This window comes from Streptomyces sp. NPDC013317 (assembly GCF_055563155.1).
Window position 1 is genome coordinate 156,944 of record NZ_JBVHDX010000012.1, and the last position, 16,882, is coordinate 173,825.

Below are 16,882 nucleotides of genomic sequence, written 5' to 3' on the forward strand. Positions count from 1 at the left end.
TCCTGGTTAGCAAGTTCGACGGCACCCGTCAACAGTTCCTGAACCTTTGCAGAATTCTCCGGCTTGGCATCGATCGTAGCCAGAAGACCCACCTTCAGGCCGCCCTGCGCGCTGCTCCTTTTCGCTGCGAGGATTTCGGTCTTCTGGATGGCGAGAGGGCTGGCGAGGAGTTCCGCACCCGGGGGTGTCGTGAGGGCCGCGGCAATCTTCCCCTTGAGATGGGCCTCGCGGGCAGCGTCAGACCCGAAAGCATCGAAGATGCCGAACGTGTTCGGCCCGGCCTTGAACGAGTACCAGACGGTTGTACCAGCCTCCTGGTTAGCAAGTTCGACGGCACCCGTCAACAGTTCCTGAACCTTTGCAGAATTCTCCGGCTTGGCATCGATCGTAGCCAGAAGACCCACCTTCAGATCCGTTCTCCGGTCTTGGATGGAGTCTGCGATAAATCCTGCCCGCGAAATTTCCGCGTGGCCGTACTGGTGACCCTGGGCGACGGCAGGGGTTGCCAGGGCAAGCGCAGCCACTGGGGCAAGAAGCAGCGCTATCTTCTTAGCGGCGCCTGGGGCAATCTTGGTTTTAAACATCTATCTATTTCACTTTCACTCTAGACGGGCTGCGCCGACCGTCAATCGTCACATACCTTGTTTGGAATACCTTCGTGACCCAGTCGGTCCGAAATGGATCGGGCTGCTAAATTACGGCCGCACGCTCTGGCGGAGAGGCCGAAGATGGGGATCTCGTCGGTGAGGCCAGTCATGGGACAACGCGGATCATGGCTTCGGAGCGGGCAGGCAGAGGTCGCCCGGCCAATCGTCGTGGCATCAGGTGTTGCGGGTGCTGGGGATCTTGATGCCCAGGAGGTCTACAGGGGTGATGACGGGGGCGGAGCTGAGCATGGTGGGGGCGGCTTCCATGAGAGCGGCGGCGATCAGGCCTTCCAGGTGGCTCTGGCGTCCCTGTTCGTCGTCGAAGGTGTCGAACACTCCGAAGGTCGTTGCGTCCTGGCGGAAGGAGAACCAGGTCACGGTCTGCGCTTCCTGCTCGGCCAGCGTTTCCGCGCCGCGCAGCATCGCCTCTACCTTGTCGGCGAACTCGGGCTTGACCTCGATGCGCGCCAGCAGACCAAGCTTCACAGTGATCACTCCTCGTCGTATGAACCGGCCGGATGCCCGGCATGCACCGAAGGTACGGTCCGGCAAACAGCACCAACCAGTGGCGGGAACGACAACTAACACACCGATTCCGACACCACGGGGGTGGTCCTCATCTGTGACACCGCACCCGTCCGTTCGCCACAGGACCCCGCCTGGCAGACAGCGCCGGCAGGATCGGAAACGAGAGGCGGCGGGCCCCCGACCCGCACTGGAAGGTGAAGGCGGCCGGGCTGTGCCTAGCGTTTGGGCGCGCCGAAGTCCTTACGCCGGTTTCGGACGAAGCCTCGCGAGGGTGCGCGGGTCCCCCTGATCCTGCGGGGACGTGGTTCTCCTATGGACCCGGCCCGGGCATAGGCAGTCGGCGAGGACTGGATGCCCTTGCGTTCGCAGATCAGGGTCTGGAGAATCCGGCGGGCCGCGCGGACGGCGGCCGGGCCGCGCCCATGGCAGGCAGGGGGCACCGTCCGCATCCCGAGCAAGGGAGGCCTGTGGTCCCCGGGACGCCCGTCGGGAGGTCGAGCACTGGGCTGACCGGACCACGCATCGCTTGAGCCGGTTGATGCATCGCTCGACGATGTTGCACAGCTTGTATGACTCGGCGCCTCACATCGAGGCCGGGCGGCCTCCTGTGCGGCCCAGCCGCAGGAAGTGTCCGACCTGTTGGGACGGCGGACGCTTGGCGGCGGACGTCCCGATCTCGCAGGCCTTGGCCCCCAAGGGCGGAGGGAGCTGCCGGTTCGGCCCGCCGTGACAACCACGCTGGACGATTCGCGTGCCGCCCCCGGCGCTGATGCCCCATACGTCCAGGCACCTGCTGGCGAGGTCCAAATGCGGAACGGGCACCAACGGCTGCGGCCGAGTTAACGAAGGCCTGAGCGAGTCCGGAAGCCTTCGGATACCTCTGGACGGGGTCCCTGCCATCGGGTCCGGAGGCCGACAGCAGCCGAGAAGCTCTCTGCGCAACGGGCACAGCCCCCGCCCCTCGCTTCCCGACGAACCGTCAGTACGCAGGCAGGGGCCCCTGAAAGCAATAGACGCTCCCCCAGGCGTCGGGCACAGGCTCCAGCCATCTCACTTCACGCCTAATCTCCATATTTAAATGCTTTGCCCGAATTGGATCAAGGTGGAGGCATTCGATGCCATCTGCGCTTGTGAGTGGCGCCACATTGTGACTTTCCGTGTTGTGTCATGGTCACGCAATTCTGTTTGTCTGAAGGGAATTGGGAAGGAAGAGCAGGCTGGAATGAACTGACAGTGACCGTGCATTTCGGTTTCGATCACCTGAAGTGCGAACAACGGGAACCGGTCGCTGGTTTCGTAGGCCTTGCTCGCTCCGCCGATTCGGGTGGGAAACAGAACCCTGCAGCCCGCCCTGCCCGGCCCCCACCATGTGGCCGAGTTCGCCAGGAACGGGGGCTCCCGCTCACAGACTGCCTGTTCTGACCTCTGCGACAGGCCCCGGTGAAGCGGTCCCGCACGGCCGGGCGCTCCCGCCCGCTCACCACAACTGACCCCCAGCTACCGGAGAGGAATCCACGATGACCGCGAAGGGTAAGCATCGACGTCCCAAGCCCCGGCGTCTTCCCCGTTCCATCGCGGCTGCTGGAACCGGGGGTGTCGCTCTAGCCGTCCCGCTCTTCGGCGCCACCGCGGCGCACGCAGCCACGCCCTCGCAACCCGCCTCCCATCAGGCCGTGCAGGCATCCCCCTTCACTGCGAAGCCGACCGCCGTCGTGTCGAATTCGCAAGTACGCTCGTACTCGGTGAAGGCTGGCGACTGTCTTTCGACGATTGCCGACCAGCAGCGGGTGCCCGGCGGCTGGCGGAGTCTGTACGAGGAGAACCGGCAGGCAATCGGCTCCAACCCCTCATTGATCCACCCCGGCCTGAAGCTCACGCTCGGCGAGCGAGCCGTGCAGCTGCCGTCCCAGCCCGCCGCCCCCGCCCACTCCGTGACCGGCTCCGACGGCGCCGTTCTTCCGGTAGCCGGCGCCATCAGCACCGGCTACGGCGTTGCCGGCGGCATGTGGTCCAGCGGCTACCACACGGGGGTCGACTTCGCCGTACCGACCGGAACCTCAGTCCAGGCCGTCGCCTCGGGCACCGTCGTCTCCGCCGGCTGGGGAGGCGCCTACGGCAACCAAGTCGTCATCAGGCTCGACGACGGCTACTACGCTCAGTACGCCCACCTCTCCCAGTTCTCCGTCTCGGCAGGCCAGAGCGTCACCCAGGGCCAGCAGCTCGGACTGTCCGGCGCCACCGGCAACGTCACGGGGCCGCACCTGCACTTCGAGATCCGCAGCACGCCAGACTACGGCTCTGACATCAGCCCCGTCGCATATCTCCGCCAGCACGGCGCCGCGGTCGGTTAGCAGCCCCGGCCCGGCCGCCTGTCGGTCCTGGTCGTCGATGCTATTGGCCTCGACTCGGCAGGCGCACGTGAACCAGGGGTGCTGGCCTCTAGCAGCTAAGGCTGCGGCGGCGGAAAGCCGAGAGACGGTCCTAGCGACGCCATGTGGCTCTGAAGGAGGTGGAGGTGGTGCTGCATCCGGTTCCCGACGTGCACTGCCCCAACGGTCAGCCCGAAAAGGGCGAACAGGTCACACCGCGTGGACCTGGACGGCGAGGCGCAGCGTCGTCCGTCGTGACTCGTCATCGCCGCCCGCCGCGACGGGCTCCCAAGTGGTCGGCGGCGTTCGTCGCTGTCGTGGTCGGCGGCGGTGCCGCAGTGGCCGCATCGTTGGATCGTGGTACCGCTCCGGTATCACCGAAGTCGGAGGTGACGTCATCGACTGCACGACCGCATGCTCCTGCCCCTCTCACCCCCACCCCGGCCTCGCCGAAACCGAAGCCAAGTGCCCCTGTCCGGTCACACGGCGATGCGCCGTCGCCGACGGTGTCCTCGTCCCCCATGTCGTCGTTTTCGAGCAGGCCTTCGCCTGCCCGGCAGAAGCCCCGCCATGTTGCTTCACGCCAGCCCTCTGCGACGGCCCCCACCCGGCCTGCCACGAAGCCGTCAGCCGCTGCTCCGGCCACTCCGCTGCCGACCAGGATCACTGAGGGCCGGCGGGGCTGCATGACCGTGGCGGTCATCGCCGGCGTCGAGCACTACGGCGCCCCCTTCCCGTGCTGACCGGGAGAAGCTGATGCGATGCCTCCACGGCTTCGCCTTCGGCGCCGCTGTCAGTCACCTGTGCCCGCTGCGGGCACTGCCGTCCGCGGTGGCGAAGACCAGTCGTGGGACAGCCCCTGGAACGCGTTCGCCCGATGGCGTCGCTGCACACCTGCGCGCAATTCCGAACCCAGCACTGCCACAACGTGGAACACGAGGAGACCGATGCACGTCCACGACTCAGGCAAGCAGGCCGGTCCGCGAACAGCTGGACCTGATGAGGCCGTGGACACCCGCACCATCCGGAAGATCGAAAACAAGGGCCGGGGCGGCAGACGAACCTGTGGGCCGACCGGCCGGAATCAAGGTGAATACTCATGAGGGATGACACGAGGCATGACCCGGACTGCTGTTCGGTGTGCAAGAGGGGTGACTTCGCGTTCTTCGTGACCACCCTCCTGGTGGTGTGGGGATTGATCGGCCTGGCCGCTGTGGCGGGGTGGTTCGCGTGAAGCAGTGGCCGGTCATCCGCCGGGTGGTACACGACGTGGAGCTGCGCGAAGGGGTGCACCTGCACACGGCGAATCACATGCACGGCGAGGTGTGCCAAGGCGGCGACTCCGAATGCCCCCTGTGGAACAGGCAACTGGAAGAGGCTCTGGAGGCCTGGACATGACACGAATGAACCTGCTGACGGCCCACCGACGGCCGTGCGACCCACGGTCACCCCACACGTGGGGGACGGTGTCCGAGCTGAACGAATTCGCCGCAGGCGCGGGTGACCAGACCGGCACATGCCAGTCGACGCACCAGAGGTGCCTGCGCAGCTCCTCGCCCCGCTGGATGAAACAACGGGATTTGAACCAGAACGTGTTGCTGGCCCAGCCCCGCCCAGGCCCTCCCGTGCGCTGGGGCTTCCAGGCCGTCACGTCGAACAGAGCCGGTTGCAGGAGACGTGCCGCCCCGGCCCTGGCAGAGGCACACGCCAGCTGCGCACAGAAAGGGACGTTCACCAAGCCCGATCCCGGTCTGTCCCCCATTGCCCACCCCACGGGAATAGGAACACGGCCCCCACCTGATGGACCCCCGGGGATCACCGGTGCCATGGCCGACGGATCAAGGTCTACGGCTGTAGCACCTGCCCCGTTTCCTGCCTCATCGGCCCTACTTGCAGCAGTGATGCGACTGGTACATTCGAGCGACATACCCAGTCTTTCGAGTTCTCTACAGCGCCGACTTATCCATTTTAGATAGCACGGGAATAGTGTCGGATGCCCGCTCTAATCCTGAAAGTTCCGTGACCCCATGTCACGGAACAGAGCGTCGAAACAATTTTGCCGCGGTCGAGTTTTGAGGGCGTGACGATCATGAACCTGGACGATTTCAAGCGTGAGGCCGCCTGGCTGCTCGACCCCAATGCCGAGCCGGCCCCCATCGGCGAAAAAGCCGTGGGAGAGTGCCGCGATCTGATCAGCCATGGACTCGACTGGCCGGCGGACTGGTTCGCCGACGAATCATACATCGAGGATCTCTGGGAATTGCTGAACACGAACACGCCAGCCCTGATGGCTGAACTCTGCGAGGGAGCTTCCCGAGGTCTGGGCGACCACTGGCTCGCTGCCCTGCAGCTGGCGCGCACTGGTCAGCCGTACCTGGATGAATACACCTCTAATGACGAGGATTACGAGAGCGGTAACGAGGAAAGTGAAGACGAAGGAATCAGTGGAGATATCTGGGCCCCAGAGGACTACACCCCCGAAATCGAACAGACAGAAGCAGTCGACGACACCGATAACCTGAGCCACTTTCAGTGGGCAGCAGAAGAGGAAGGTGAAAAATGCGTAATATGCACCGAAACTGTTCAGATCGAGGCTGCTGCTAATCTGGCGTGCAGGCACGGATCCCAAATGCACAAGCTCTGCCTCAGGGGCGCGGTTGAATCTGCAGGTAGACACGGATTTAGCACTGGCGACCTTAATCAGGACGGCACAATGACTTATCACAAAATGCCGCCCAGGTGTCCTTGCTGCCGCGCTCCTTTCAGGGCCGGACCAATCTGGAATGATCTTTCAGACGTGGATGATCTACCTGCTGAGGGCGAATACGTCGATGCCTTCCCGGGCCAGAGTCATGGTTGATTAGAGATCCCGCTAGCCTAATGTGAAGTCGTCCCGAGTACGTATCCGGCAGACGGCCGCCACGCATTCGGAGCAGCTCCCCGTGTCACCAGGGTGGCCCCACCTCGGTTCCCGGGCTGCGGCGCCAGCCAGCTTTGCAGTGCACTGCTGCACTTCCTCGGCCAGCGGTTGAGGAAGGTCGTCGCCGTCTCCCAGTGCCCGGGAGTGACCTGTAGGCGCCTTACGTCGATGGAACCGGTGCGCGGCTTCAGCCGGGACCAGAGAGGAGGGGTCGGGGGACAAACAGCCCGGCTGCGGTGGCCGCCCGCTGGAGACAGCAGGCGCACTCTGGACCGTCCAAGGGGGGTGCAGTGGTCGGCGATCGGAATGCCCGTAAGGCAGCGCGCGGTTGGGTTCGCCGCAGGCACGACAGCACGGTCGCCCATTCCGAGGACAAACAGGGTCGTGTGCTGTGCTCCGGCGATCGGCATCGGTTGTCCGCCCTGTGTCCGTGCCGCAGCCAGAGGGCTTCGTTGGGATGCTGTCGACCCGGGCCTGCCAGCTGGTCACGACGTCGAGGATCCAGCGCGTAAAGTACGTCGTGCACGGCTGGTCAGGCCTCGGTCGTGTCGTTGTCGAAAGCATGCACACTCTGTCCAGACATCGGAATCAGCCTGCCCAGCACCACAGGGCGATTGGTACACCGCCCCACACAGCATCAGGCCCGTGTCGACCCTGCCCCTGAGGCGGCAGCGTAGAGCCTCATATGGCCACGGCGGTGTTGGCTTACCAGCAACTGCTCGGCCAGCGACCTCGCCTCCCCGCCCCGCATGAACTGCGCGGCAGGGGGAACTCACCCCGGAGACGTGATAGTTCGGCCAACGGCTATTGCTGGTCATCGCTAGTCAGCAGACTCATCCCCCACAGTCTCCATACTGAGCGTGTGTGTTTCCTGGCCGAAACATATGTTCAGACTCCGCGTACGGGAGCTGCCGAACCAAGTGATCAAGTGCGAAGCGCCGTTCGGCAGCACGCGCTAAAGATCATGCACGACGTCGGTCGGCGCACTGCTCAGAGGTTTGACGTTGCGAGCGAACAGGATGACCGCGGCAGACAGCAGGATTGGTACGCAGCCCCAGATGAGGCCTGAGAGGATCCAGGCGTCGGCCTGCTCCTCGGCGCTCGGCCCCGCCGCCGACAGCGTCGCCGTGAACAGCGCCCCGCCGATGATGGCGCCCAGCAGGCCGAGGGCATTGATGAGGGCACCGGCGGTCGAGCGGGTCTCGGCAGGAAAAGACTCGCCGTTGAAAAACAGGAAGGCAGCGTAGGGGCCGATCAGGAAAAACGTGCCGACCGCGTACGCGGCAACCAGGAGCGGGAGGTTGCCGTTGGGGCCGAGGACCATGACCGCGAAGCAGATAGCCGACACGAACCAACCGAAGCAGATGGTGTTACGGCGACTGAAACGGTCGCCCAGCCAGCCGTGGAAGAGGTACCCCAGGAAGCCGGCCAGGTTAGACACGATCAGGACGGCAAGGGCGTTGGTGAATGGCACCTGCTTGCCGGAGACAAGGATCAGGGTCCCTTGGAAGGCGAACGCCAGAACACCCAGCCAGTTCAGTAGGAACGCGGCCGACAGGGACAGCGTTGCGCGCAACGATTCGCCCTGGAACAGAGTACGAACACCGGACTTGCGCACGGTGTGGTCCTGTCCTGTGAGCCGTGCGAGTTCCGCGGCGACCTCGGTACGGCCTTCGGTCCGCAGTTGCTCGATACGGCGCTTGGCCACGAAGGCGGGGCTCTCCTTCAGCTTGCGTGCCATGAAGGGCAACAGGAACGCCGGGAACACCCCGACGACGAAGCAGAGCTCCCAGCCGCCGACCGGTTCGAGGATACGGATGGAGACGGCCGCGAGCACAGCTCCGATGGGGTAGCCGGCCTGAACGAATGAGTAGAGGAAGCCGCGGCGCCGTGCGGATTTCTCGTCCGTGTAGACATGCGCGAACATCTCATTCAGGTAGGTGGCGTTAACCGACTGTTCCGTGTACCCCAGGCCGCCCAGCGAACGGATCAGGATCAGCAAGACGACGCCTGCGGTGCCAGCCGCACCGGCTGCCAGGCCTCCGAGCCAGGTGAGCAGTGACACGATGGCCGCGCCTGCGACGCAGCCGACGATGCCGGCGCGTCGGCCGAACCGGTCCACGAGAGGGCCGACGATAAAGGCGACCAAGGCGGTGCCGGCAATCACCCAGGTGTTGATGCTGATGGTCTTCGCGCTGTTCCATCCCAGATCATCGCTGATGACGGGAAGAAGGTCCGCGAACAGCATGAAGTCGTAGGCGGCGAACGTCCATGCCAGGAAGCAGATGACGGTCGCCCACCGCACATCATTGTGCGTCACATCGGCCTTGATGCGCTCGGCCTCCGACGCCATGGCGAGATCACCCATAGTCAGCTCCTTGCTGGACTCTGAGGGCGAGCATGGGCAGATCAAGGGATCCCCCGGAGCAACGGCCCTTTCGATGGCAAGGCAGACGTCGTGGAGCACTCGGGGTTCTACGGGAGGCAAGGACCGGAGGCGAGCAGGGAAGGTCGGGGGCCGTTCCTTGACTGCGTCGAGCCCTGAATGCTGATAGTCCCACGATCAAGGAGGTAACACCCCCGAACCAGGGAATGAGCAGGGGTGCATAGTCGCCGCCCTGGTTCTAGGCATCATGCGGCCAGGATGCTCACACACTTGTCGGATCGACTGCAATCTCGATGGCCAGCAGTTGCACGGTTACCCGCATCATGCGCATGGACTACGTGAGCGGTGTACTGTTGTCTACTCTCCGGCTTGATCGCTACCCGTGATACGCCACCCGATACCACGGGATTATTCGTGGACCGTCCGGCTCCGCCGGGGAGGCCATGTCCTCGATTGAAGAAATGCGGTTGGTGAGGGTTCATTTCGTTGCTCTGGTGCTTGCCAAGCGGCGGTGAGACGGCCGCTTAGGACGCTCGTTCTGCTTGGGTAGCCGGGTGCCTCTGAGTGCGCCCGGATGGACTCTGGCCGGATGCGCCCGGGCCCGGTGAGTAGGTTAAGAATAATCGAGCTGAGCCGGTGACGCCTCTTGGGCAGGACACCCGAGATCCGCCGGGCCGCACGGCTCTGGCCTGCGGACTCACGTCACCGCCAGGACCCCGAAACGGCCCCTGAGCCCGCCAGGCCTGTGATATAGCCTTCGACGGACGCTTACGAATATCCGGATCTCCCAGCCCCAGGCGATCGGATACATCGGTGCCCGCGTCCTGCACGCGCCGCTTCCCGAATGTCGGATATGACTCTTCACCCGAAGTGTCAATCTGGAACCTTTGAGAACACTTCAGAACGCGGGCGTGGCTTGGCTTTTGATGTGGTCGCGAAGTTGGCGGCGGTTGGTGAGGTCAAGCTTCGCGTAGATGTTGCCTAGGTGGTATTCAACGGTCTTGGTACTGATGAACAGGTCTCGCGCGACCTCCTTGTTAGTGAGGCCCTGACTGACGAGATGGGCGATGTCGCGTTCGCGGTCGGTGAGTGCGGTGAGATAGGCGCGGGGGGCCGGCCGGGGGTCGCCCGCAGTGGTGAGGGCGGTGGTGCAGCGGCTAGCGAAGGGGGTGGCACCGAGGTCGGTGAAGTGACGGTGTGCCTCGTGGAGCCAGTGCAGAGCTTGGTCGAGCTGGCCGGGCTGGTCGGTCAGCAGTCGGCCGTACGCTTCTTCGAGCATGGCCTGGCGAAGGGGCAGCCGTTGACCGGTGGCAGTGAGGGCGAGGCCTTCCTCATAGTGGGCGCGGGCTTGGGCGAGGTCGCCGCGGCAGTGGGCGAGCCATCCCGACAGCCAGGCTGTCGAGGTGCGCAGGTGTGGGTGAGCGTCGTGGCTCAGCTGACGGAGTGCTGCGAGCGCGCGGGCCGCCTCGTTCAGCTTGCCGCTGCCGATCAAGGCTTCCACGTACAGCGGCTGCCACCAGACACGCAGGCGCAGCGGCACTCCCCGGTCCGGGGTCTGTCTGAGGGGGGCGAGTGCGTTGAGCATGCGCTGAAAATCTCCCTTGGCCTGTGCATGGAGGACTTCACCAATCAGCGCGTACGGCTCGAAGTACCGGCCGTTGTCTCGGGCCCAGCGCTTGGCATGGCGCAGGAGCTCCGCGGCCTTGTCCCACTGGCCTCGCCCGGAGGGTACGAGGCTGGCGGCCATATAGCCGAGCGGGAAACCCCAGGGGCGGTTATCGGTAGCGGATATCGTTATGGCGTGGTCTGCGTTGATCACTGCGTCGTCCCACTGGCCCAGCCAGTACTGGGCGTAGGACAGGTGGGCGTAGGCGTACTCCTCCGCCACGGGATAGCCCATGGACTGCGACATCCGCAGCGCTGCGGTCAGGTCCTCGGCTGCCTTCGTTAGCTCTTCGGTGCTGTTCCATGTTTGCAGCCAGCCGCGAATGGCCAGCATGTATGCGCCTGGCGGCGTCCGCTCGTCGACCGGGACGGTACGCGCGATTTGGGCGAACTCCTCCAGCGCCGCCTGAGGACCGTCAAGGGCTCCGCGTGACGAGCACAGGCGTGACGCGGTCCTGTACACAACGTCCTCGCCGGGCGTGTCGAGAGCCAGCACCTGCCTGAACTTTCTAACGGATTCCTCGTAACGGGCCTGGTTGAGGTAGAGCCAGCCGAGCCCGAAGCCCGCCATGGCGGCGATCCAGCTGAGAGCTGGATCGGATGCGGCCGCGGTGAGGGCCTTGCCCAGTTCCATCTCGGCTTCGGCCGCGCTGGCCGTACCACAGCTCATCGCGTAGGCACCCAGGGCGAGGGAGCGCAGTGCGGAGGGGTCGCAGGAGCGGATGGCTGGAAGGAGGGGTTCGACCTGGGCGAACTTATCTGCCCAGGTCAGTAAGGCGGCCGCAGTCAGCAGCAGGCGTTCACGATCGGCGCGTGCGCTGGTGAGACCGGACGCCCACACGAGAAGCGTTGCCGCCCGCTCCACCGCACCTGCGTCAGCCCGTGTCCGGGCTTCGGCTTCTAGTTCTTCGGCCAGTTGCTCATCGTAGCGATCGGCGGCGGCTACCCTGTGTGACCATGAGGCGGCACGATCCACGAGCTGGGCAGCCGCCGCGTGCAAGGCCCGTCTACGGGCTGGAGTGATCCTCGTTATGATCACGTCGGACTGCAGGGCGTGGTTCACCATTACGGGAGTAGTCGGCTCGTTCGGCCACCAGCGCAGCAGCCCCGCTTCCAGCCCGGGTTCCAGAGCGCTGATCGGGTCTGCAACCTGAGCGACCTGAGCCACCATGGTCAGCGGCGATCGGGTGTCCAGCACCGCTGCCGCCTCCACCAGCCGCCGGGTCGCGTCCGGAAGCCCGGCCAGCTGCTGTACCACCGCTCCCGCCAGCGACGATGGCACCGGCAGCTGCTCCCGTTCACCCGCCAGGGACTCGTCCGGAAACTCTGCGAGCAGCGTGCTCACATACAGTGCGTTGCCGTTGGTGTGATGCCACAATCGCTCCGAAGCCCTTGCATGCACCGCACGCCCAAGGACGCGCTCGGCCAGTTGCGCCACATCTTGCGACGCCAGCCCTTTCAGCACCAGGTGGTACGACCACTTCCGATCGGTCACCAGCCGCCGGATCTGCGGAAGCCCGTCCTGCCCGGCGCGAGCCACCAGCACCGTCAGGACCTGGTCCGCCTCGAGTCGGCGCACGGCAAGCCCCAGTACCCGCAACGACTCCTCGTCAGCCCACTGCACATCATCCACCACGAGTGCCACAGCCCGGTCGGCCTGGAGCTGGCCGACCAACGCCAGAAACTGCATCCCCACCTGAAACGGCGCCGCTGTCGCCGATCCCTGACTCAACAGCGGATAGTCTGCGACTATCCGCTGGGGAACCCCTCTCAGCAACTGGCCAAGGACGCCCATGGCCAAGTCCTGCTCCCCCACGTCCGCAGTCGCCCTCAGCACGGTGAATCCTTCGAATCCCGGTTCCCTCAACCACTGCCGCAGCAGGGCACTCTTGCCGACCCCCGCTTCCCCCTCGACCAGCACCACCCACGGCTGGCCCTCCCGTGCGCCCGCCGCACATTCCCGGAGCCGAGACAGCTCGGCCTCCCGCCCGACGAACTCATCCGCCACGGCTCCCACGGCCATCGACTGCCTCCCTCCGCACAGGGTGCGGGTACTCCGTTCTGCTGCAGAACCTCCGTACCCCGACGCAGTCCATAGTGGTCCATACGCGCCGGAAACGTCAGGCACAGCCCATCACTCCTGTCCTCCTGAGCGCGCAGGTGCGGCCAAGCGCTGAAGCTTTGGCAGGCCCGCATAAACGTCCGACGGGCGAGGTGCCGTCCCATACCAAGGTAAGGACGCGCGCGTGGCCTTCTCCGCGAGTGCCGACCGCTTCAGGCCGGGCCAGATGGCGGCGTACCCGGGCGGCACCGGGCGCAAGGTGACCAGCACCCGCTGCGACACCTCCGGCAACCGCCTCGCTGTCGTCCTGCACGGACCTGGTGATCGACCCACGCAGGCCGCACCACCGAGTTCCGGATCATGGTGAACGGCGCGCCGCAGGTCCAGGGCCACACGCGCACCGAGTACCACGGCGACTCCACCACGATGATGCCGCCGACCGCTGAGCGGAGCCACACGTACACCGACGGGTTCGGCCCGTCGGCGTACTCGACATCCTACGATTACACGCGCAGCGGCAAGCTGTCGAAGATCACCGGCTCCATGGGCAACGTCACCATCTACGGCCTTGCTATACAGGCCGCAGCGGTTAATGATCATGGATCTCTAGCGCAGCCGAGCAGCCTGGCGGCGGCGGGATTCGACGGAAGATCATTGACGGGCTGCGGGCGTCGTCGGCCTCGTACGGGAAGTTCAACGAGGAGCCGACCCGCCGGGAGGTGGAGCGGTTCTTCGTTCTCGACGACGAGGACCGCAAGCTGATCGGGAAGCGGCCGGTGATCACAGGCGGCGCGGCTTCGCCCTTCTGATGTGCACCGTGCGCTACATCAGGCGCTTTCTTCCGGATGGCCCAATGACGTTCCGCGGGCGGTGGTGGAGTACCACCCCGGAGAACAGCTCGACATGAGGACGTCTCGTGCGTGAAGCAGTACACCGAGCGCGTGCCGAGGCGTATGAGCACGCGCGGGAGATCCGGGACGCGTATGAGTACCACCAGTACGACGATGCTGAGCGGGGGCGGAAGTTCCGTACGTTCCTGCACGGACAGGCGTGGACACGCCGAGGGGCCGGTGCTGTTCAACCAAGCGGTGGGCTGGCTGCGCCGTCACCGGGTGCTGTGTCCGAGGAGTTGGATCTAGTCGAGCGCATGGCGCAGACGTGGACGCGGCGGACTGTGGGCGGCGGTCGTGGCGCAGATGCAACCGGCGCGTTCGCGTGCTCTGGGCGCGATCACCGAGCCGCATCCCGCCTGTCCGCCGGTGGCGGTGGTGGCGATGCCGGAGGAGCGGGCCCGTGCGCTGGCCGCGAACCCGCAGGCCGTCGTTGAAATCGACCAGCCCCTCTCCTACGCCCCCGCCTCCACCTTGGGCGGTATGAGCAGGACGCCGCTGATGGACCCCATGCTGGCGGTGGCGCTCCAGGAGCCTGGGCACATCCGAGTGCTGGTCAGAGGCAGCGACGGTGCACACGGGGTAACCAGCCATGATGGCCGGGTGAGCCTGCAACTCGCCGCGGACACCCCCTCTACCCTCCAGTCGCTGTATGTCCGCTCAGTGGCCGGTTACTGGCCGCTGCGCATTGACAACCCCCGCCCCGCAGACGACGGGGAAGATCACCGCCGAGGTGCAGGCCTTGGCGGAGACGTTCGAAGGGTTCCCGGGGCGTGCGGTGACCGGCTGGGGGATGCAGGCGATGAGGCTCCACCAGCTCCCGCCCACCTACCGCGGTCACGGCATCAAGATCGCCCGGCTGGATTCCCGGGGGGACACCGCACACCCCGACGCCAAAGACACAGTCCAGGCTGGGCATGATTTCACCGGCCCCAACGGTGCGTGGCAATCCGCCGCTACGAACGCAAACGGCCCGGCGAACTCATCCACGTGGACGTGAAGAAGCTCGGCCGGATCCCCACCGGCGGCGGTCACAAGGTTCTGGGCCGCCAGGCCGGCCGGGCCACCCGCAACGGCATGGGCTTCGACTACGTCCACTCCGCCGTCGACGACCACTCCCGCCTCGCCTACAGCGAGATCCACCGACGAGAAAGTCGCGACCTGCGCAGACTTCCTCACCCGCGCAGCCGCCTTCTTCCACGACCACGGCAATCCACCGCATCGAACGGGTCCGGACCGACAACGCCTGGGCCTACCGCAAAGGCCTGGCATGGAAGACCGTCCTGGCCGAACTCGGCGCCACAGGCAAGCTCACCCCCGCCTACCGGCCACAGACCAACGGCAAGATCGAACGCTTCAACCGCACCCTGCTCAACGAATGGGCCTGCCTACGGCCCTACACCTCAAACGACGAGCGCACCGACGCCCTGGCAGACTTCCTACACACCTCAACCACCCCACAGTCACACCGCACTGGGCGGGCACCCGCCCATCAGCTCACGTGTCAACAACGCTGCGGGTCAATACACCTAGGGCGTGCATGAAAGTGGATCTCGAGTTGTGAATGATCACAGTCCATGGTCAGGGAGATCTTAGGGACAAGCAGTGAGCAAGCTGGAGCCGTTGTTGCCGAGAGGGATGAAGGTGGGGCGGCGGCCGCCCGTCTGGCGCCGGCGCCGGATGATCGACGGCATACGGTTCCCGGACCGGACCGGAGTTCCGTGGCGGGACGTGCCCGTCGAGTACGGACCATGGGGCCGGATCTACGGCTTGTTCCGCCGAAGACAGCGAAACGGCACCTGACACCGGATGCGATCACGGCGGCGATCTCGAAGCAATTCCCGTGAGTACGAATGATGTCCCCGCGGCTGACGCTGCCGATGTGACCAGCGGGTAGCACAGCCGCGCCTATGCTGAGCCGACGGGCTCATAACGGGCCAGCATGTCCGGTCCGAAGTCTCCTGGCTCGTCTGTCCTCCTCTCCCAGTCACCGTCTTCGTAGCTCCGCAATGGGGCCTCCGGCCGTCGGTCCGGCATGATTTCCCCCCTTGTTGCGGTTGATGATCCGGGGGGGGTGGTGTCACCGGGCCCGGAGGCATCGACGGACCGCTGATGAGGGGCTTGAGCACCGGCTTCACCCAGGCCGGAAGAGCTCTCCGTAACGTGGGTCCCCCGGATTCGGTTCGCCCGGCTGCAGCGTCGCGGTCGGCCTGACCTGCCCCTTGCGTGGCCGGGCAGCCGTTGGCAGGAAGTGCCTGGAGTCTTGTATGGTTCCTCGCGATTCATCCAGAGGGGTGGAGGGACCGGCCCTACGAAGCCCCGGCAACTCCCCGGTCGCTCGGCACTCAATGTTCGTGCCGCGCCATCGGGATCAGTGCCAACTCCGGCCCGCGCCAACGTGGCGCGGGAAAAGATGAGGAGACACGGTGCTCTCTGTGCTGCCCTTCACCCAGGCTCTGTCCGCCCCGAGCCTTCCGCATACCCGTCTCGCGATCACCGCGGCACGTCGGCCGACCGCTTCGGCCCTGCCCCGCTGACCACCCCCCCTCGCCTGCGCGAGATCCCCGCGATTCATGACTCGCGGACCGAGACTGGAGTACCCCTTTTCGTGAACATATCGCATATTTCTAGTGGCGTTGGCGTCCTCGACAAGGCCGCAGTGATCTTGGGTGCGCTGGCGTCGGGGCCGGCGGCTCTGGCGGGGCTGGTCGCCGCCACCGGCCTGGCCCGGCCCACCGCCCACCGGCTCGCCACCGCACTCGAACGCCACCGTCTGGTCGCCAGGGACCTGCAGGGCCGCTTCATCCTCGGCCCCCGGCTTGCCGAACTCTCGGCCGCCGCGGGCGAGGACCGCCTGCTAGCCACGGCCGGCACGGTCCTCTCTGCCCTGCGCGACACCACCGGCGAGAGCGCGCAGCTCTACCGCCGGCAGGGGGAAATGCGCGTCTGCGTCGCCGCCGCCGAACGGACCACCGGCCTGCGCAACATCGTTCCCGTCGGCGCCGCGCTCTCCATGAAGGTCGGCTCCGCTGCTCAGGTTCTGCTGGCCTGGGAGGAGCCCGAGCGCTACCACCACGGGCTGCAAGGGGCTCGCTTCACGGCCACCGCCCTCAGCGGCGTACGGCGCCGAGGCTGGGCCCAGTCGATCGGTGAGCGCGAACCGGGCATGGCCTCCGTCTCGGCGCCGGTGCGGGATCCAGCCCATCGTGTCGTGGCCGCCATCACCATCACCGGCCCGATCCAGCGCCTCACCCGCCACCCTGGCGCCCGGCTCGCGAAGGACGCCATCAATGCGGCCGACCGCCTCACCGAGGCTATGAGCGTTCAGGAGCCCCGTGGGGGCTCCGAAGCTCTTCCGGCAGCAGACCGCAGCAAGTTGTCGCCTCGGCCTGGTCAGCGCGTTCCCCCGCCCCCG

General features: G+C 65.8%; 7 protein-coding genes, 4 pseudogenes and 1 riboswitch. Of the genes and pseudogenes, 7 read left to right on the forward strand and 4 right to left on the reverse strand.

All coding sequences use genetic code 11. The annotated features are described in order from the left end of the window. A partial coding sequence (locus ACZ3IJ_RS27980; protein WP_467472517.1) for a putative quinol monooxygenase occupies positions 1-584 on the reverse strand: 584 nt, incomplete at its 3' end. A gap of 237 nt (positions 585-821) precedes the next feature. After that, a complete protein-coding gene (locus ACZ3IJ_RS27985; RefSeq protein ID WP_467472519.1) occupies positions 822-1,133 on the reverse strand; it encodes a putative quinol monooxygenase in 312 nt (103 codons plus the stop codon). A gap of 1,559 nt (positions 1,134-2,692) precedes the next feature. On the opposite strand from ACZ3IJ_RS27985, the gene ACZ3IJ_RS27990 reads away from it, so the two are divergent. The 3 genes from ACZ3IJ_RS27990 to ACZ3IJ_RS28000 all read left to right on the forward strand — a co-directional run bounded on the left by ACZ3IJ_RS27990 (position 2,693) and on the right by ACZ3IJ_RS28000 (position 6,404). Continuing rightward, on the forward strand, positions 2,693-3,526 hold the full coding sequence (locus tag ACZ3IJ_RS27990) for a M23 family metallopeptidase (protein ID WP_467472521.1): 834 nt from the start codon (positions 2,693-2,695) through the stop codon (positions 3,524-3,526). 1,248 nt (positions 3,527-4,774) lie between these two features. Continuing rightward, positions 4,775-4,942, forward strand: coding sequence for a hypothetical protein (locus tag ACZ3IJ_RS27995; protein WP_467472522.1), 168 nt, complete (start codon positions 4,775-4,777; stop codon positions 4,940-4,942). 682 nt (positions 4,943-5,624) lie between these two features. Beyond that, entirely contained in the window at positions 5,625-6,404 is a 780-nt protein-coding gene (locus ACZ3IJ_RS28000) for a hypothetical protein (RefSeq protein ID WP_467472524.1), read from the forward strand. 1,015 nt (positions 6,405-7,419) lie between these two features. Here the strand turns inward: ACZ3IJ_RS28000 and ACZ3IJ_RS28005 are convergent. After that, positions 7,420-8,832: an MFS transporter gene (locus ACZ3IJ_RS28005; RefSeq protein WP_467472525.1), complete on the reverse strand. Its 1,413-nt coding sequence runs from the start codon at positions 8,830-8,832 to the stop codon at positions 7,420-7,422. A gap of 916 nt (positions 8,833-9,748) precedes the next feature. After that, positions 9,749-12,538 (reverse strand): helix-turn-helix transcriptional regulator, encoded by a 2,790-nt coding sequence (locus ACZ3IJ_RS28010; RefSeq protein WP_467472527.1) that lies wholly within the window; start codon positions 12,536-12,538, stop codon positions 9,749-9,751. 689 nt (positions 12,539-13,227) lie between these two features. Between ACZ3IJ_RS28010 and ACZ3IJ_RS28015 the strand changes: the two are divergent. The 4 pseudogenes from ACZ3IJ_RS28015 to ACZ3IJ_RS28030 all read left to right on the forward strand — a co-directional run. Next, positions 13,228-13,701 (forward strand): annotated as a pseudogene (locus tag ACZ3IJ_RS28015) (DUF4158 domain-containing protein); the annotation flags it as partial. 714 nt (positions 13,702-14,415) lie between these two features. Beyond that, positions 14,416-15,000, forward strand: a pseudogene (locus ACZ3IJ_RS28020) (DDE-type integrase/transposase/recombinase); the annotation flags it as partial. 31 nt (positions 15,001-15,031) lie between these two features. Continuing rightward, positions 15,032-15,267, forward strand: a pseudogene (locus tag ACZ3IJ_RS28025) (transposase); the annotation flags it as partial. Positions 15,268-15,746: 479 nt separating this feature from the next. Further along, a riboswitch (SAM riboswitch) is annotated at positions 15,747-15,887 on the forward strand. Positions 15,888-16,075: 188 nt separating this feature from the next. After that, positions 16,076-16,786: pseudogene (locus ACZ3IJ_RS28030) on the forward strand (IclR family transcriptional regulator); the annotation flags it as partial. Positions 16,787-16,882: the final 96 nt, after the last annotated feature.

Bases quoted from the DNA above. Each gene is read 5' to 3' on its own strand.
- ACZ3IJ_RS27990 (WP_467472521.1), top strand. From the start codon at position 2,693: ATGACCGCGAAGGGTAAGCATCGACGTCCCAAGCCCCGGCGTCTTCCC.
- ACZ3IJ_RS28005 (WP_467472525.1), bottom strand. From the start codon at position 8,832: ATGGGTGATCTCGCCATGGCGTCGGAGGCCGAGCGCATCAAGGCCGAT.
- ACZ3IJ_RS28010 (WP_467472527.1), bottom strand. From the start codon at position 12,538: ATGGCCGTGGGAGCCGTGGCGGATGAGTTCGTCGGGCGGGAGGCCGAG.